Origin of the sequence: Methylobacterium sp. PvP105 (genome assembly GCF_017876975.1) — a bacterium.
GTDB classification, from domain to species: Bacteria; Pseudomonadota; Alphaproteobacteria; order Rhizobiales; family Beijerinckiaceae; genus Methylobacterium; species Methylobacterium radiotolerans.
The window spans coordinates 4,204,800-4,221,908 of record NZ_JAGIPA010000001.1 but is presented as its reverse complement, the minus strand read 5'-3'; the positions used below and the strand labels follow the sequence as shown (position 1 = coordinate 4,221,908).

At 71.3% G+C, this 17,109-nt stretch carries 11 protein-coding genes and 1 tRNA gene; 8 read left to right on the top strand and 4 right to left on the bottom strand.

Annotated elements, in window-relative coordinates; genetic code table 11:
• Positions 1-100: 100 nt before the first annotated feature.
• A complete protein-coding gene (locus J3A75_RS20750) occupies positions 101-1,546 on the bottom strand; it encodes an FAD-binding oxidoreductase (RefSeq protein ID WP_070999830.1) in 1,446 nt (481 codons plus the stop codon).
• Positions 1,547-1,683: 137 nt separating this feature from the next.
• On the opposite strand from J3A75_RS20750, the gene J3A75_RS20745 reads away from it, so the two are divergent.
• The 5 genes from J3A75_RS20745 (at position 1,684) to J3A75_RS20725 (ending at position 4,817) form a co-directional block, all read left to right on the top strand.
• The gene (locus J3A75_RS20745; RefSeq protein ID WP_070999829.1) at positions 1,684-2,379 is read left to right on the top strand and encodes a fumarylacetoacetate hydrolase family protein; all 696 of its coding nucleotides are present in this window, start codon (positions 1,684-1,686) and stop codon (positions 2,377-2,379) included.
• A 13-nt stretch (positions 2,380-2,392) separates the two neighbouring features.
• Positions 2,393-2,857: an NUDIX domain-containing protein gene (locus J3A75_RS20740; RefSeq protein ID WP_012320000.1), complete on the top strand. Its 465-nt coding sequence runs from the start codon at positions 2,393-2,395 to the stop codon at positions 2,855-2,857.
• A gap of 107 nt (positions 2,858-2,964) precedes the next feature.
• Positions 2,965-3,039: transfer RNA gene (locus tag J3A75_RS20735), tRNA-Gly, on the top strand.
• 277 nt (positions 3,040-3,316) lie between these two features.
• Entirely contained in the window at positions 3,317-4,195 is an 879-nt protein-coding gene (locus tag J3A75_RS20730) for an NAD(P)H-hydrate dehydratase (protein WP_070999828.1), read from the top strand.
• A gap of 124 nt (positions 4,196-4,319) precedes the next feature.
• Entirely contained in the window at positions 4,320-4,817 is a 498-nt protein-coding gene (locus J3A75_RS20725; protein WP_071000701.1) for a hypothetical protein, read from the top strand.
• Positions 4,818-4,849: 32 nt separating this feature from the next.
• Here J3A75_RS20725 and J3A75_RS20720 read toward each other — a convergent pair whose 3' ends face one another.
• Positions 4,850-7,858, bottom strand: a complete 3,009-nt coding sequence (locus J3A75_RS20720; protein WP_070999827.1) for a PAS domain S-box protein — start codon at positions 7,856-7,858, stop codon at positions 4,850-4,852.
• Positions 7,859-8,235: 377 nt separating this feature from the next.
• Between J3A75_RS20720 and J3A75_RS20715 the strand changes: the two genes are divergently transcribed.
• Positions 8,236-10,725, top strand: coding sequence for a PAS domain-containing protein (locus J3A75_RS20715; RefSeq protein ID WP_070999826.1), 2,490 nt, complete (start codon positions 8,236-8,238; stop codon positions 10,723-10,725).
• 7 nt (positions 10,726-10,732) lie between these two features.
• Here J3A75_RS20715 and J3A75_RS20710 read toward each other — a convergent pair whose 3' ends face one another.
• Positions 10,733-11,332 (bottom strand): TetR/AcrR family transcriptional regulator, encoded by a 600-nt coding sequence (locus J3A75_RS20710; protein ID WP_012319995.1) that lies wholly within the window; start codon positions 11,330-11,332, stop codon positions 10,733-10,735.
• Positions 11,333-11,420: 88 nt separating this feature from the next.
• Between J3A75_RS20710 and J3A75_RS20705 the strand changes: the two genes are divergently transcribed.
• Both J3A75_RS20705 and J3A75_RS20700 read left to right on the top strand, forming a co-directional pair.
• Entirely contained in the window at positions 11,421-12,680 is a 1,260-nt protein-coding gene (locus tag J3A75_RS20705; RefSeq protein ID WP_024829565.1) for an efflux RND transporter periplasmic adaptor subunit, read from the top strand.
• Between the two features lie 113 nt (positions 12,681-12,793).
• Positions 12,794-16,021 (top strand): efflux RND transporter permease subunit, encoded by a 3,228-nt coding sequence (locus J3A75_RS20700; protein ID WP_070999825.1) that lies wholly within the window; start codon positions 12,794-12,796, stop codon positions 16,019-16,021.
• On the opposite strand, the gene J3A75_RS20695 is transcribed toward J3A75_RS20700, so the two are convergent.
• Entirely contained in the window at positions 15,995-16,987 is a 993-nt protein-coding gene (locus tag J3A75_RS20695) for a DUF808 domain-containing protein (protein ID WP_209650713.1), read from the bottom strand. The genes J3A75_RS20700 and J3A75_RS20695 overlap by 27 nt on opposite strands.
• Positions 16,988-17,109: the final 122 nt, after the last annotated feature.

Below are 17,109 nucleotides of genomic sequence, written 5' to 3'. Positions count from 1 at the left end.
CAGCGGCTTAACGCGACGGGCCGCCCGGCCGGTTGGCGGCGCGGCGTGGCCGTCCTGCACCCGCCTGCGCGCCGAATTATGGCGCGATGCACAAATTTCCTCAGCCCGTCGGCGCGGCGCGGTCGGTCCGCACGAGGACCTTGCCGGGGTTGAGCAGGTCTTCCGGATCCAGGGCGGCCTTGAGGCGCCGCATCAGGTCGAGCCCGACCGGGTCGCCGTAGCGCGCGAGTTCCTCGCGCTTGATCAGCCCGACGCCGTGCTCGGCCGCGATGGAGCCGCCGAGCGCGTGCACGAGGTCGTGAACGATCCGGTTGAACCGACCCCACGCGGCGAGGAACTCTGCGGGCTCCATGCCGAGCGGTTGCGACAGGTTGAAGTGGATGTTGCCGTCGCCGAAATGGCCGAAGCCGCAAGGCCTCAGGCCCGGCATCTCGGCGAGGCAGGCCGCGCCCGCCCGCTCCAGGAACTCGGGCAGGCGGGAGAGCGGCACCGAGACGTCGTGCTTGATCGAGGCGCCCTCGCGGGTCTGCGCCTCGGGAACGCCTTCGCGCAGGCGCCAGAGCGCGGCGTTCTGGGCCCCGCTGGTCGCGATCGTGGCGTCGGCGATCATCCCGTCCTCCAGGGCCTGCCCGAGGGCCGACTCGAGTTCGGCCCCCGTGTCGGCATCGGGGCGGGCGGACGCGACCTCGATCAGGGCGTAGGCGCCGTGCGCGCCGTCGAGGGGCCGAACCGTGCCCGGCACGTGGCGCAGCACGATCTCGAGGGCGAAGGGCGGCAGGTACTCGAACGCCGTGAGGTCGCGGTCCATCCGCGTCCGCAGGAAGACGAACAGGTCCAGGGCCGCCCTGGCCGAGGCGAGCCCCACGAAGGCGACGCTCGTCGAGCGCGGCCGCGGGAACAGCTTCAGAACCGCCGCCGTGACGACGCCCAGCGTGCCTTCCGACCCGATGAAGAGCTGCTTCAGGTCGTAGCCGGCATTGTCCTTGCGCAGGGCCTTGAGCCCGTTCCAGACGCGCCCGTCGGCGAGGACGACCTCGAGCCCGAGGACGAGGTCGCGGGCGTTCCCGTAGGCGAGGACCGCGATGCCGCCGGCATTGGTGCTGACGCCGCCGCCGATCCGGGCGGATCCGCGCGACGCGTAGGAGAGCGGGAACAGCATGCCGGCGGCCTCGGCCGCCTCCTGCACGTCCTGCAGGATCATCCCGGCCTCCACCGTGATGGTGGCGTCCACGGGATCCACCGCGCGCAGGCGGTTCACGCGCTCCAGAGACAAAACGACGCCGCCGCGCGGCACGCCGGCGCCGGTGAGGCCGGTGTTGCCGCCGAGCGGCACCACGGCGACGCCGGCCTGCGTGCAGGCGCGGACCGCGAAGGCGACCTCCTCCGTGCTTCCCGGCCGCAGCACGGCCAGGGCCGACCCGGTGAACAGGCGTCGGCTCTCCGTCAGGTAGGGCGCCAGGCCGTCCGGGTCCGTCAGCACGTGCCGCGCGCCGAGCCCGTCCCGGAGGGCGGTCAGCAGGGTGTCGAGGTCGGCTGTCGGCGTCATCGCGTGGATTCTGTAGGCCAGAGGAGGCCGTACGCAAGCGCCGGTATGGCGCGCGCCGATGCGAACCTTACAACGGTGATGTAGGGCCCGTGCGTCGTCGCGCCGGGCCACCCGGACGATCCAACGCAGAGGCAGAGATGCTCTCCGTCATCCAGAACCCGCCCCGCATCGCGCTCCCCATCGTCGGCAGCAGCGACTTCTTCCCCGTGCGCCGCGTCTACTGCGTCGGCCGCAACTACGCCGCCCATGCCCGTGAGATGGGTGCGGACCCGGACCGTGAGCCGCCGTTCTTCTTCATGAAGCCTGCCGACGCCCTGCAGATCGTCGGCCCGGAACCCACGGCCCACGCCTACCCGCCGAAGACCGCCAACTACCATTTCGAGGTGGAGATGGTGGCGGCCCTCGCCAGCGGCGGCAGCGACATTCCGGCCGAGACCGCGCTGGAGCACGTCTACGGCTACGCCATCGGCCTCGACATGACCCGGCGCGACGTCCAGGACGAGGCCAAGAAGATGTCCCGGCCCTGGGACACCGCCAAGGCCGCCGACGGTTCGGGCCCGGTCGGCGCCCTCCACCCGGTCTCCGTCATCGGCCACCCGGCGAAGGGCGCGATCACCCTGTCGGTCGACGGCGAGATCCGCCAGAAGGGCGACCTCGCCGACATGATCTGGTCCGTCGCCGAGCAGATCGCCTACCTTTCGGGCTACTTCGTCCTACAGGCCGGCGACCTGATCTTCACCGGCACGCCCTCCGGCGTCGGTCCGGTCCAGCGCGGCCAGCGCATGGTCGCGGCGATCGACGGTCTCGGCGCCATCACCCTCGACGTCGTGTGAGCCGCGCAGCCGCATGATCCTCGATCGGCCGGTCCTGCGGCGCCTGTTTCACCTCGGGGCGCTCGCGTCCCGGGGCATGACCCTCGGCGTGCGCGGCGTCGCACTCGACGGGGCGGGGCGGGTGGCCCTGGTGCGCCACACCTACGTGAGTGGCTGGCACCTTCCTGGCGGCGGCGTCGAGCGCGGCGAGACCGCGCGCGACGCGATGGTGCGGGAGTTCCGCGAGGAGGCGGAGATCGTCCCCGAGGGAGAGCCGCGCCTGCATGGCCTCTATCGGAACGTCGCCGCCGCTCCCCGGGACCACGTCGCCCTGTTCGTCCTGCCGGCCTTCACGGTCCTGTGTCCCAAGGCGCCGGATCGGGAGATCGCCGAGTGCGCCTTCTTCCCGGTGGACGCGCTCCCCGAGGGCACAACGCGGGGGACCCGCGCCCGTCTCCGAGAGCTCCGCGAGAGCCTCCCGCCGGAGCCGAATTGGTAAATCGTCACGGTTCGCGAAAAGGGCGCTTGCGTCGCCCGGCGGAATGGTGTTTAGAGAGCCGCGCCGGGGGCCGCCGGCACGAAAGTCCGGGCGGCGCGGCACAGTGAGCGGGTGTAGCTCAGGGGTAGAGCACAACCTTGCCAAGGTTGGGGTCGAGGGTTCGAATCCCTTCGCCCGCTCCAGTTTTCCCAACCATACGAGCGACGTACAAGGCCGCAGCTCTGCGGCCTTTGTCGTTTCCGGCCGCCTTCGCGGTGCGCTCCAGGCGCGTCGGAGAGGGCACGCGGCTCGTCCCGCTCCGAGCGGGGCGATAGCCCGAGCGGTCGGTCGTCGGAACCAACTGTCATCCTGCCGGGCTGTCATCGGCAAGCCCGGACCGCCGCGCCGCGACCTCGGGGCGGCGATAGCCCATGGCAGAGCGATCATGAGAATCCGACCTACTGCGGCCACGCTCGCCCGATGAAGCACACGCCCCTCACGGCCGCTTCTCTCAGGGAGCACCCGCTGCCGCTCCCGCAAGCGGGGAGCAAGGACGCGCGCGGCAGGGCGCTCGTGGTTGCCGGCTCGGCCTCGGTCCCGGGGGCGGCCCTGCTGGCCGCCGTCGCCGCCCTGCGCGCGGGCGCCGGGAGGCTGAGGATCGCGACCGTCGCGCGCGCGGCCGCCGGCATGGGACTGATGGTGCCCGAAGCCATGGTCGTCGGATTGCCGGAGACCGCGGATGGCGCCGTCGATGTCGCGCAGGCTGCGACCAGCCTGCGGACGCTGGCGGACGGATGCGACGCCGTCCTGATCGGGCCCGGAATGCTCGGCGAGGCGCCGACCGCGGCACTCGCGGTCGAGCTGCTCGGCGCCGACGCGTCCTTCATCCTCGACGCCACCGCACTGTCCGAGCTCCGCGCCCGTGCGGGGGCCGTCAGGGCCCGCGCCGGGCGGGCGGTAGTCACGCCCCATGCCGGCGAGATGGCGCGGCTCCTGGACCGCCGCCGCGAGGCGGTGGAGGCGGATCCGCTCGAGGCGGCGCGCGCGGCAGCCGAGCTTCTGGGATCGGTCGTGGTGATGAAGGGGGCCACGACGTGGATCGTGGAGCCGCAGGGCGGGCGCTGGCTCTATGCCGGCGGTGGCATCGGCCTCGCGACGTCGGGCTCGGGCGACGTTCTGGCCGGCCTCATCGTCGGGCTCCTCGCGCGCGGCCTGCCGCCGATCTCGGCCGCTCTCTGGGGCGTGTTCCTGCACGGCGAAGCCGGCCGGCGCCTCGCCGGGGCGATCGGCCCGGTCGGCTTCCTTGCCCGGGAACTGCCGGGCGTCGTGCCGGAACTGATGCGAGAGACGATGGGCTAGGGCGCCGACTGCGGGGCGATCCGGATGTGGCGCGGTTCCACGGGCGCTGCGGACCGCCGCACGCTCGGAACAGCGCGTCCCGCCGCCGCCTTGCCCTTGGACAGTGAACGCGCGGACGGGCGACATGCAGGGCTACGCGACCTCTTTCGGCATCGGGTTCGTCGCGGGGATGCGGAGCCTGTCGGCCTGCGCCGCCCTGACCTGGGCCGCCTCTGGAGGACGGACGCGCCGCGCGCCGATCCCGGCCGGTGTCGCCGCGCGCGGGGTGGCGACGGCGGCCGCCCTGGCGGAGATGGCCGGCGACAAGATGCCGTTCGCGCCCGATCGCCGCATCCCTCCCTCCTTCGCGTTCCGACTGGCCATCGGTGCGGTCGGCGGATGGGCCCTGGCCGGGCAACGCACCTCACCCGAATTTGGGGCCCTGGCCGGCGCGGCCGGCGCGGTCGCGGGCACGCTGATCGGCCGGTCGGCACGGGGTGGCGATTCTCGTACCGCGTCCGGCCAGAGCCGCGGCTTGGCCGAGGACGCGGCCGCCGTCGTTCTCGCGGCGCTGGTGATCGCGTCGGCGGAAGGCCCGACCCGCGCGCCGCGGGTATCGCGGGCCCGCGGCACCCGGACCTGACGCGCCCGCGCGAGAGCCTGTCAGGCCGCGTCTCAGGCGGCGGCGCTCGGCGCTTCCTGCATCGCGGCGAGGGGGGCTTCGAGCCGGCAGATCAGGCCGGTCGGGGCGAAGGTGAGCCTGACCTCGCAGCCGACTTCGACGGAGAAGCTGCGCTCGATCAGCCGCGAGCCGAAGCCGCGCCGCACGGGGGGCGCGAGGATCGGCGGTCCACCCGTCTCCGACCATGTCAGGCAGAAGCGCGGCTCGGCGGCCTCGTGTACCACGTGCCAGCGGAGATCGACGCCGCCCTCCGCGGTCGAGAGCGCCCCGTACTTGGCCGCGTTGGTGGCGAGTTCGTGCAGCGCCAGCGCCAGGGCGAGCGCCGGCTTGGCGGCGAGGAGCACGCCGGGCCCGCTCACGCGGATGCGCGTCCCGGCGCCGCCCTGATGCACCGCGAGAGCGCCGTCCACCACGTCGGCGATGGGTGCCTCGGTCCAGCTCGCCCGGGTCAGGATGTCGTGCGCGCGGCCCAGCAGGATCAGGCGCGCCGAGAAGGCGTCCCGGGCCGCGTCCAGGTCGGCGGCGTTGCGGAACGTCTGGTTGGCGATGGCCTGGACCATCGCCAGCGTGTTCTTGACCCGGTGCTGCAACTCACCGGTGAGAAGGCGCTGATGCTCCTCGGCGCGCTTGCGCTCAGTGATGTCGAGCATGGCACCGATCATCCGCACGGCCTGCCCGGCCGCGTCGCGCAGCACGTAGCCGCGGTCGAGAACGTAGGCGTAGTCGCCATCCGCTTTCCGGAAGCGGTACTCCTCGGACCAGTGCTCGATGCTGTCGTCGATCACGGCGTAGATGCCGGCCGTCACGCGCGCCCGGTCTTCGGGGTGGATCTGCGCCTTCCACCACGACCCGCTCGCGCCCACCGCGTCGGCCGCGTAGCCGAACAGGGTCTGCACGGCCTCGTTCCAGAGGATGTGGTCGCTCGCCAGATCCCAGTCCCAGATCGCGTCGTTGGTCGCACGGGCCGCGAGCCGATAGCGCTCCTCCGCCTCGCGGGTCGCATTCTCGGCGCGCCGGCTCGCGGTGACGTCGCGCGTGGTGCCGATGAATCGCACCGTCCGCCCGTCCGCCGCGAAGGCTTGACCCTTAGCGGCGACCCAGCGCTCGACCCCGTCCTGCAATCCGACAACGCGAAAGGCGATGTCGTAGGTGCCGAGACCGGTCGGGTCGATGGCGCGCTGGACCGCCGCGTCGACCCAGGCGCGGTCATCCGGGTGAAGCCCGGCCAGGAAGACGTCGTAGCTCACGGGCGCGTCGGGCGGCAGGCCGAACAGGGCGCGGGTGCGCGCGTCCCAGGTCAACACGTCGGCGACGAGATCGTAGTCGAAGATCCCGGTGGCGGTGGCCTCGACGGCCAAGGCCAGCTGCTCCCTGGCCTCACGCAACTCCAGTTCGGCGCGGCGCCGGTCATGGATGTCACTGTTGCTGCCGAGCCAGCCCACGACCGCGCCGCTCGCGTCCTTCAGGGGCTCGGCCCGAATGAGGAACCAGCGGTAGGTGCCGTCGTGGCGGCGCAGGCGGGCCTCGGTGTCGTACATGACCTCCCGGCTCCGCGCCGTCTCCCACGCCTGCAGCAGGCCCGGGAGGTCGTCCGGATGGACCGGCCGGTCCCAGCCCATCGGCAGCGCCTGCTCGGGCGTCTGGCCGGTGTAGGCGTACCACCGGTCGTTGAGGTAGTTGAGGCTGCCGTCCGGATTGCCGAACCAGATTATCGCCGGGGCCAGCTCGGTCAGGACCTGGAAGCGCTCCTCGGCCAACTTGCGCTCGTGGATATCGATGGTCGTGCCGATCCAGCTGCGCCGCTCGCCGTCCCCGTCGCGGACGGGGTGGGCGCGGGAGAGGAACCAGCGGTACTGCCCGTCCGCGCGCCGCAGGGGGAACTCCACCTCGTAGAGACGCCCCGCGCCGGCCGCCGCGAGCCACGCCGCACGCGTCGCCTCCCGGTGATCGGGATGGATGACGCTCATCCAGCTCTGCTCGCCGGTCGCGCCGGCGGGTAGGCCCGTGTAATCGTACCAGTAGGCGTTGCAGTAGGTGACGCTGCCCTCCGCGTTGGCGAACCAGACGATCTGCGGGCTGACCTCGACGAGCGAGCGGTAGCGCAGCTCGCTGGCCTCCAAGGCGGCGTCGGCCGCGCGCTGCTCGGTGCGGTCACGCAGGATCTTGACGAACCCCACGAGGGCGCCGTCCTCGGATCTCAGCGGCATGATCTCGCCGCTGGCCCAGAAGCGGCTGCCGTCCTTGCGCAGATGCCAGCGCTCGTCCGGCGCGCTGCCCGACTCGAGGGATTGCCTCATCTCACGCGTCGGCCGCTCGGCGGCGCGATCCTCGTGGGTGAAGATCACCCCGATCGTGCCACCCAGCATCTCGGCTTCCGACCAGCCCAGGATGCGCTCGGCACCGGCGTTCCAGCGGGTGACGCGTCCCTCGGGATCCATCGCCACGATGGCATAGTCGGTGGCGCTGTCGAGGATGCGCGCGTGCAGCAGGCGCTGCTCGGCCTGCTCGCGCAGGGAGCGGCGCAGCTCCATCTGCGCCATCGTCTGGCGGGCGAGCCGGAGCAGGCCCGCGCGCTGCCGGTCGCTGAGCTGATGGGGCTTGGTGTCGAGGACGCAGACGGTGCCGATTGGATGACCGTCGGCGGTCTTCAGCAGCGCCCCGGCATAGAAGCGCAGCCCCGGCTCCCCCGTGACGAGCGGATTGCCCTGGAAGCGCGGGTCCCGCGTCGCGTCGGGTACGTGGAGGAAATCCTGCTGCAGGATAGCCTGGCGACAGAACGAAGTTTCGATTGGCGTCTGCCGTATGCCCAGTCCGACTTCGGCCTTGAAGAATTGCCGCCCGTCCCCGACCAAGTTGACCACCGCGATGGGAGTCCCGCACAGCTCGGCGGCCGCCTCGGCAATCTCGTCGAAATCCTGCTCACGCGGCGTGTCGACCAGGCAGTAACGGTCGAGGGCGCGCAGGCGCGCCGCTTCGTCCTCGCGTATGCGGGAGAGGTCCATCGGAATGGTAGTTTCGCACGGTCCGGATGGTTCCGTGAGAGGGGTTCTCGGGCGGCGAAAGTATGGCCGCCGGCAATAAACATCGGGCCGGCGGCATTTCCCCGCGGGATCCCGCGCCGACACGACGGGTTCGGATCGCCATATACGGCGCGGCAGCGATCGCCCGCGCGGGATCCGAATCTGGGAACATCGCGCGTCGACAACGATCATCGTCGGCGACCTCGGGACGACAGGTGACACGGACGGCATGACCGGCAGAACCTCATCTCGCGCCGAGTACCGGGCCACGCGGCAGCCTCCGATCGGGGCGGGCGCCCGCTCGACCGGGCGGAGCGCGCGCGGTCACCGAGACGTCCCGCCGGCGGCACGGTTCCGTCGTGGCTGATCCGTTCAGGTTCCTGCCGCCCGGCGGTCTGACGGGGACGGAGATCCGCGCCCGTGACTGGGCGGAAACGCCGCTCGGGCCGCCCGACGGGTGGCCGTCGGCCCTGCGCAGCGCGCTCGGACTGATGCTATCCTGCCCCACCGCGATGTTCCTGGCCTGGGGACCGGACCTGCTCTGCTTCTACAACGACGCCTACCGGCCGGTCCTCGGCTACCGCCTCGCCACGGCCCTCGGTCGTCCCTTCCGCGAGGTCTGGGCCAGCATCTGGGACGAGATCGCACCCCTGGTGTCTGCGACCCTCGCGGGCGAGAGCCAGACCCTGACCGACGTCATGCTCGACCTGTCGCGGGACGGCCGGTCCGAGCAGGGCTGGTGGTCCTTCACCTACTCGCCGGTGCTGGACGATGCCGGAGCGATCAGCGGCCTGTTCTGCGTCACCGCCGAGACCACGGCGCGCGTCCTCGGCGAGGCGCGGCTGCGCGAGAGCGAGGATCACTTCCGCCACACGGTCGAACTCAACCCGCAGGTGCCGTGGACCTGCGACCCGCAGGGCAACATCACCTCCTACTCCAAGCGCTGGCTCGACCTGACGGGACAGGCGCCCGGCGAGCCGGACGGCACGGGCTGGACCAGGGCGCTGCACCCGGATGATCTGCCGTGGACCATCACGGTGTTCACGCAGTGCCTCGCTTCGGGCGAGACGGTCGATGTCGATTACCGCATCCGCGTCGCGCGGACCGGGACTTACCGGTGGATGCGCGCCCGCGCGCAGCCGCGCCGGGCCGAGGACGGTGCCATTGTCCGCTGGTACGGCGTGGTCGAGGATATCCACGACCGCAAGCTCGCCGAGGACCGTCTGCGCGAGATGAACGCCACCCTGGAGCGGCGCGTCGCGGAGGCCCTCGCTCAGCGCAAGCTCTGGGCGGACGTGTTCGAGACCACCGACGCGCTCGTGGGCGCGCTGGATACCGAGTACCGTTTCCTCGCCGTGAACGCGGCTTACGCTGACGCGTTCGAGGCGATTTACGGCCTGCGCCCGGCCGTGGGGGCCAATCTGCTGGATCTGCTGTCCGGCTATCCCGAGCAGCGTGCCGCCGCGCAGGCGGTCTGGTCACGCGCCCTCGCGGGCGAGGAGTTCACCGTCGCGGAGGCCTTCGGCGATCCCGGCCGCAAGCGGCCCTCTTACGAGCTGAAGTTCACGACGCTGCGCGACGCGCGCGGTCGACGGATCGGCGCCTTCCAGTACGCCCAGGACATCACCGAGCGCCTGCGCCACCAGGAGCAGATCGCGCGCGCCGAGGAGGCGCTGCGCCACGCGCAGCGGATGGAGGCGGTCGGCCAGCTCACCGGCGGCGTCGCGCACGACTTCAACAACCTGCTGACCATCATCCGCTCGTCCGTCGAGTTCCTGCGCCGGCCAAATCTCGCCGAGGAGCGCCGCACCCGTTACCTGGAGGCGGTCTCCGACACGGTCGACCGCGCCGCGCGGCTGACGAACCAGCTCCTGGCCTTCGCCCGTCGCCAGCCGCTCGCGCCCGAAGTCTTCGATGTCGGGGCGCGGCTGGGCGAGATGGCCGACATGCTGAACGCCGTGACGGGCGGGCGCGTCCGGATCGTGACGGAGATCTACGACGCGCGCTGCCACGTGCGGGCCGACCCGAGCCAATTCGAGACGGCTTTGGTCAACCTCGCAATGAATGCCCGCGACGCCATGGACGGCGAGGGCACGCTGACGCTCAGGCTCACCTGCGGCGCCGCCCTGCCGCCGATCCGCGGCCATGCCGGCGCACCCGGACCGTTCGCCGCCGTCGCGGTGACGGACGAGGGGCCTGGCGTGGCGCCGGATCTGCTGGGACGGATCTTCGAGCCCTTCTTCACCACCAAGGCCGTCGGCAAGGGCACGGGGCTCGGCCTCTCACAGGTGATCGGCTTCACCAAGCAGTCGGGCGGCGACGTCGAGGTCGTGAGCCATGTCGGTCGCGGGGCGACCTTCACCCTCTACTTGCCGGAGGTCGACCCGCCGCCCGCGGCGGCGGACGACGGGGCCGTCATGGACGCGCCGGCAGGCGAGGACCGCGCGCTCTGCGTGCTGGTCGTGGAGGACAATCTCGAGGTCGGGCGCTTCTGCACGCAGCTCCTGGAAGATCTCGGCCACGCGACCGTCTGGGCCCACAACGCCGAGGCCGCGCTCGCCGAGATGGAGAAGGTGCCGTTCCGGTTCGACGCCGTCTTCTCGGACGTGGTGATGCCCGGGATGGGCGGCGTCGAGCTCGCGCGCCGGCTGCGCGCCGACCACCCCGCGCTGCCGGTCATTCTGACCACCGGCTACAGCGACGCGCTCGCGCGGGACGACGCGCACGGATTCGAGCTCGTGCGCAAACCTTACTCGGCCGAGCAGGTCGCGCGGGCGCTGCGCGACGTCCTGGCCCGGCACCGTCCAGGGTCGATCGACCGGTCCGGGGTGCAAGATCGCGCCGGGTAAGCGCGTCTCAAACGTCCTCCCCCTTCGCGAAGGCCCGCAGCGAGACGCGCGCGACTTCCCGCAGCGCCTCGCGGTCGGCGCCCGAGGAGGCCAGCACGCCCATGCCGGAGGCGACGGTCGACAGGAACCGTGCGAGGGCGACCGGATCGGCGTCCGCCGGGAGGTCACCGTCCTCCCGGGCCCGGACGAAGCGCTCGCGAAGTTCCATCTCGCTCTGCGCCCGCCGGGCTGCCAGCTCGAACGGGATGTTCTCCGAACCCGCCCCGCAGGCGAGCCCGCCCTGGACCAGGAGGCAGCCGGGCGGGTTCGCCGGATCGGTGTGGCTCTCGGCGATGCTGCTCAGGAAGCGCTCGGCCACGTCGTGCGCGGTCTCGCCCGCCAGGACGAAGCGCATGTGCTCGGAACGACGCTGCGCGTATCGGTCGAGGGCGGCCTTGAGCAGCCCCTCCTTGCTGCCGAAGGCCGCGTAGAGACTCGGAGGCTTGATGCCCATCGCCTTCGTCAGCATCGCGAGGCTCGCGCCGTCGTAGCCGTGGCGCCAGAACACCTCCATCGCCTCGTCGAGGGCCTTGTCCGTGTCGAAGGACCGGGGGCGCCCCATCACCATTGCCTCTGGACTCCAACTTTTATATCGAGTGGTAGATAAGTCACTTGACGCCCCGCGTCCATGCCGACATGTGTAGCGACCTGTACAGATGTCGGAGTCGCTCGTGGAACCTCAGCGTCATCCCTCTCGCGGTCCTCTCCCCGTCCGGCGCTTCGCCGCCGGCGGTCTCGCCATCGCACTTCTGGCGGGCGCTGCCTACGCTCTCGTACCGGGGACGCTGATCCGAGGAACCGCGGCCATCGCCGCGACGCCACCGGCCGAGGTGGCGATGCCGGCCGCGGTCGCGACCGTCGAGCCGCGCGACGTCATCCTCTGGGACGAGTTCTCGGGGCGCCTGGAAGCGGTCGAACGCATCGACGTGCGCGCCCGGGTCGGCGGTGCGATCCTGGCCACGCATTTCGCCGAAGGCGAGCTGGTCAAGGCCGGGGACCTGCTGGTGACCATCGACCCCGCGCCCTACGCGGCCGAGGTCCAGAGGCTCGAGGCCCAGGTCGCGGGCGCCGAGGCGCGCGTCGGCCTGACGGCGAGCGACCTCGAGCGTGGGCAGAAGCTGTCGGATCAGCACATCGTTACGGCACGCGACCTCGACGTCCGGGCCAACGCGTTCAAGGAGGCTCGGGCGAGCCTCGACGCGGCGAAGGCGGCGCTGGAGGCCGCGCGCCTCAACCTCGGCTACACGCAGGTGCGGGCTGCGGTGAGCGGCCGCGTCGGCCGCCGCGAGATCACGCCGGGCAACCTCGTGGCGACGGGCGCGGCGGCCGCCGTGCTGACCACGCTGGTCTCGGTCGATCCCGTCTACGCCAGCTTCGACGCCGACGAGGGCGTGGTCCTGAAGGCGCTGGCCTCGGTCGCCGAGCCGGGCGGCCGGCGCGGCAAGCTCGGCCGCATCCCCGTCGAGATGGCGACCGCCGACGGCGCGCGCGCCAGCGGGCATCTCCAGTTCATCGACAACAAGGTCGATGCGCGCAGCGGCACGGTCCGCGTGCGCGCGACCTTCTCCAACGGTGACGGCCGCCTGATCCCGGGCCAGTTCGCGCGGATGCGCCTCGGTCAGGCCGCTCCGGAACGCCTCGTCCTCGTCGACGAACGGGCCGTCGGCACCGATCAGGACAAGAAGTTCGTGCTCGCGGTAGGGGCGGACAACCGGGCCGAGTTCCGCGCCGTGACCCTCGGTCGAGCCGTCGACGGACTCCGCGTGGTCACCTCCGGCCTGTCGGGCGGCGAGCGCATCGTGGTCAACGGCCTGCAGCGCGTCCGTCCCGGGACGCTCCTGAGCCCCGAGCCCGTGGCGATGGGAGCGCGGCCGCAGGACAGCGGGTCCGGACCGCGCAAGCTCGCCCAGCGCTGACGGAAGCCGCTCGGGCGCGCCTCCCTTCCCCCGAGTCAGATCCCCGACGCGACGATGACGGCGGCCGCCTACGGCCGCCGGGACGCCCCTGCCTCGAGCCCTCGGAGGGCGGCATGAATCTCTCCAAGTTCTTCATCGACCGCCCGATCTTCGCGGGCGTGCTCTCGATGCTCATCTTCATCGGCGGCCTGCTCTCGCTCTTCGCGATGCCGATCTCCGAGTACCCGGACGTGGTCCCGCCCTCCGTGGTCGTCCGCGCCACCTTCCCGGGCGCCAATCCCAAGGTGATCGTCGAGACCGTGGCGACGCCGATCGAGGAGCAGATCAACGGCGTCGAAGGCATGCTCTACATGTCGAGCCAGGCCACGACCGACGGCATCATGACCCTGACCGTCACCTTCCGGCTGGGGACCGATCCCGACAAGGCGCAGCAGCTCGTCCAGAACCGCGTCTCGCAGGCCGAGCCGCGCCTGCCGGCCGTGGTGCGCCAGCTGGGCATCGTCACGGTGAAGAGCTCCCCCGACCTAACGATGGTCGTGCATCTCGTGTCGCCGAACGGGCGCTACGACATGACCTACCTGCGCAACTACGCGGTGCTGAACATCAAGGACCGCCTGGCCCGGCTCGACGGCGTCGGCCAGGTCCAGCTCTTCGGCTCCGGCGACTACGCGATGCGGATCTGGCTCGACCCGCAGAAGGTGGCCGAGCACGGCCTGTCCGCGCGCGACGTCGTGCGCGAGATCCAGGCCCAGAACGTGGAGGCCGCGGCCGGCGTGATCGGCGCGTCGCCGGCCGTCCCGGGCCTCGACCTGCAGCTCTCGCTCAACGCCGAGGGACGCCTGAGCAGCGAGGAGCAGTTCGGCGACATCGTGGTCAAGACCGGCACCGACGGCGCGATCACCCGCCTGCGCGACGTCGCGCGGATCGAGCTCGGCGCCTCCGACTACGCCCTGCGCTCGCTCCTCGACAACAAGTCGGCGGTGGCGATCCCGATCTCCCAATCGCCGGGCTCGAACGCGATCCAGATCTCGGACGAGGTCCGCCGCACCATGGCGGAGATCAAGCGGACCATGCCGGAGGGCGTCGATTACCAGATCGTCTACGACCCGACGCAGTTCGTGCGCGCCTCCATCGAGGCCGTGATCCACACGCTGCTGGAGGCCATCGCCCTCGTCGTGCTGGTGGTGATCCTGTTCCTGCAGACGTGGCGGGCGTCGATCATCCCGCTGCTCGCCGTGCCGGTCTCCATTGTCGGCACCTTCGCGGTGATGCACGTCTTCGGATTCTCGATCAACGCGCTGAGCCTGTTCGGCCTGGTGCTCGCCATCGGCATCGTCGTCGACGACGCGATCGTGGTGGTCGAGAACGTCGAGCGCAATATCGAGAGCGGCCTGTCCCCGCGGGAGGCCAGCTACCAGGCCATGCGCGAGGTCTCGGGCCCGATCATCGCCATCGCCCTCGTGCTCGTCGCTGTCTTCGTGCCGCTGGCCTTCATCAGCGGGCTGACCGGCCAGTTCTACAAGCAGTTCGCCCTGACCATCGCGATCTCGACGGTGATCTCGGCGATCAACTCGCTGACCCTCTCGCCGGCGCTGTCGGCGCTGCTGCTGAAGGACCACCACGCGCCGAAGGATCGCCTGACCCGCGTCCTCGACCGGCTCCTCGGGTGGTTCTTCCGCCGGTTCAACCGCGCCTTCGGGCGGGCCTCGGACGGCTACGGCCGCGGCGTCGGCTTCGCGGTGTCGCGCAAGACCGTGATGATGGTCCTATACGTCCTGCTGGTCGGACTGACCGGCGGCCTGTTCCGCCAGATCCCGGGCGGCTTCGTGCCCGGGCAGGACAAGCAGTACCTCGTGGGCTTCGCGCAGCTGCCCGACGGCGCGACCCTCGACCGGACGGAGGAGGTCATCCGCCGCATGAGCGAGATCGCCCTCAAGGAGCCCGGCGTCGAGAGCGCCGTCGCCTTCCCGGGCCTCTCGATCAACGGCTTCACCAACAGTTCCAACTCGGGGATCGTGTTCTCGACGCTGAAGCCGTTCGACGAGCGCAAGGACCCGTCCCTCAACGGGGCGGCGATCGCGCAGTCGCTGAACAAGAAGTATGCCGCGATCCCCGAGGCCTTCATCGCGATGTTCCCGCCGCCGCCGGTCAACGGCCTCGGGACGATCGGCGGCTTCAAGCTGCAGATCGAGGACCGCGCCGGCCTCGGCTACGAGGCGCTGAACGACGCCACCAAGGCGTTCATGGCCAAGGCCGCCCAGGCACCGGAACTCGTCGGTCTGTTCTCGAGCTTCCAGATGAACGTGCCGCAGCTCTTCGCCGACATCGACCGGACGAAGGCACGTCAGCTCAACATCCCGGTGACGGACGTCTTCGACACGCTGCAGATCTATCTCGGCTCGCTCTACGTGAACGACTTCAACAAGTTCGGCCGCACCTACTCGGTGCGCGTCCAGGCCGACGCCCCGTTCCGGGCCCGATCTGACGACGTCGGCCTCCTGAAGGTCCGGGCCGGTTCGGGCGAGATGGTGCCGCTCTCCGCCCTGCTGCGCGTCCGCCAGAGCGCCGGACCGGAGCGGGCCATGCGCTACAACGGCTTCCTGTCCGCCGACATCAACGCCGGCGCGGCGCCCGGATACTCGTCGGGCCAGGCCCAGGCGGCTGCGACGCGGATCGCGGCCGAGACGCTGCCGCGGGGCTTCGCCTTCGAGTGGACGGATCTCACGTACCAGGAGTTCATCGCGGGCAATTCCGGGATCTGGGTCTTCCCGCTGGCGCTGCTCCTGGTCTTCCTCGTGCTCGCCGCGCAGTACGAGAGCCTCGCCCTGCCGCTCGCCATCCTGCTGATCGTGCCGATGGGCCTGCTCGCCGCCATGTTCGGCGTGTGGCTGTCGGCGGGCGACAACAACGTGTTCACGCAGATCGGCCTGATCGTGCTCGTCGGGCTCTCGGCCAAGAACGCCATCCTGATCGTGGAATTCGCGCGCGAGCTCGAGTTCGCCGGGCGGACCCCGCTCCAGGCGGCGATCGAGGCGAGCCGCCTCCGGCTGCGGCCGATCCTCATGACGTCGATGGCCTTCATCATGGGCGTGCTGCCGCTGGTCACCGCGACCGGCGCCGGATCGGAGATGCGCCGCGCGATGGGCGTCGCGGTGTTCTCCGGCATGATCGGCGTGACCGCCTTCGGGCTGTTCCTGACGCCGGTCTTCTACGTGCTGCTGCGTCGTCTGAGCGGCAACAGGCCGCTCAAGCACCACGGCACTCCCGCAGGGACGACCGCGCCGGTCCCGGCGGCTCCCGATCACGGCCTTCCGTCAGGCGCGCCGCTGCCACAGGCCTGACAGGGCCCGCCACGCCGGCGCCAGCACGAATGTCGTCAGCGGGATCAGGGCTCCGCCGACGACCAGCCCGATCACGCCCGACACCGTCGCGGTGACGAGCCACGCGACGAGGCCCGCGGCGAACGGCACGCGCGCCGCAGCGGCCTCCGCCATCGCGTGGGCGGCGTGGGCCGGCGCCGACAGGCCGTAGGCCTCGAGCCCGTGCATGAGGATCCCGCCGCCGACCCAAATCATCGCCGCCGTCCCGATGATCGCCAGGATCGTGAGCAGGATCGGCATGCCCCTGACCACGCCGCGGCCGAGCCCGCGGATGAGATTTCCGACCGGCGGGCCGGCGGTGCTGCGGGCGAGGGCGAGACCGGCATCGTCGGCCTTCACGATCAGCGCGACCACACCGTAGACGCCCGCGGTGATGCCGACGGCGACGATGGCCAGCACCGCCGCGCGCATCCAGAAGCTGCCCTCCGGCAGCGTCGCGAGGGTGATGGCCATGATCTCGGCCGAGAGGATGAAGTCGGTCTTGATGGCGCTCGCCACGCGGCGGTCTTCGCGGGCCTGATCGCCGCCGGCGCCACCCTCCTGGTCCGCCTCGTCGCCGTGCCCGTGATGGGCGAACACGGCCTCGTAGACCTTCTCGGCGCCCTCGAAGCTCAGGTACGCGCCGCCCAGCATGAGGAGCGGCGTGATCGCCCAGGGGGCGAAGGCGCTGAGCGCCAGGGCACCCGGCAGCAAGAAGAGGATCTTGTTGCGCAGCGACCCGAGGGCGATCCGGCCGACGATCGGCAGTTCGCGCTCCGCGGCGAAGCCGACGACGTAGCGCGGCGTCACGGCCGCGTCGTCGATGACGACGCCGGCGGCCTTGGTGCCGGCCCGCGCCGCTTGGCCGGCGACGTCGTCGAGGGAGGCCGCCGCGGCCCTGACCATGAAGGCAACATCGTCCAGCAGGGCGATCAATCCGACGCTCACCCGTCTCCCCTCATCCGTGACCGGTCCGCCAGAGAGACGATCCGCGGGAGGATTTGATCCCTGACGGATGAAATTCGGCGCGCCCGACCTTCGGCGGGACGATCCTGCCGACGCTCGCTCGG

What these genes read in the sequence shown, in the direction of transcription:
- J3A75_RS20740 (WP_012320000.1), top strand. Translation starts at nt 2,393, where the DNA reads ATGATCCTCGATCGGCCGGTCCTGCGGCGCCTGTTTCACCTCGGGGCG.
- J3A75_RS20745 (WP_070999829.1), top strand. Translation starts at nt 1,684, where the DNA reads ATGCTCTCCGTCATCCAGAACCCGCCCCGCATCGCGCTCCCCATCGTC.
- J3A75_RS20750 (WP_070999830.1), bottom strand. Translation starts at nt 1,546, where the DNA reads ATGACGCCGACAGCCGACCTCGACACCCTGCTGACCGCCCTCCGGGAC.
- J3A75_RS20720 (WP_070999827.1), bottom strand. Translation starts at nt 7,858, where the DNA reads ATGGACCTCTCCCGCATACGCGAGGACGAAGCGGCGCGCCTGCGCGCC.
- J3A75_RS20730 (WP_070999828.1), top strand. Translation starts at nt 3,317, where the DNA reads ATGAAGCACACGCCCCTCACGGCCGCTTCTCTCAGGGAGCACCCGCTG.
- J3A75_RS20710 (WP_012319995.1), bottom strand. Translation starts at nt 11,332, where the DNA reads ATGGTGATGGGGCGCCCCCGGTCCTTCGACACGGACAAGGCCCTCGAC.
- J3A75_RS20700 (WP_070999825.1), top strand. Translation starts at nt 12,794, where the DNA reads ATGAATCTCTCCAAGTTCTTCATCGACCGCCCGATCTTCGCGGGCGTG.
- J3A75_RS20725 (WP_071000701.1), top strand. Translation starts at nt 4,320, where the DNA reads ATGCAGGGCTACGCGACCTCTTTCGGCATCGGGTTCGTCGCGGGGATG.
- J3A75_RS20705 (WP_024829565.1), top strand. Translation starts at nt 11,421, where the DNA reads ATGTCGGAGTCGCTCGTGGAACCTCAGCGTCATCCCTCTCGCGGTCCT.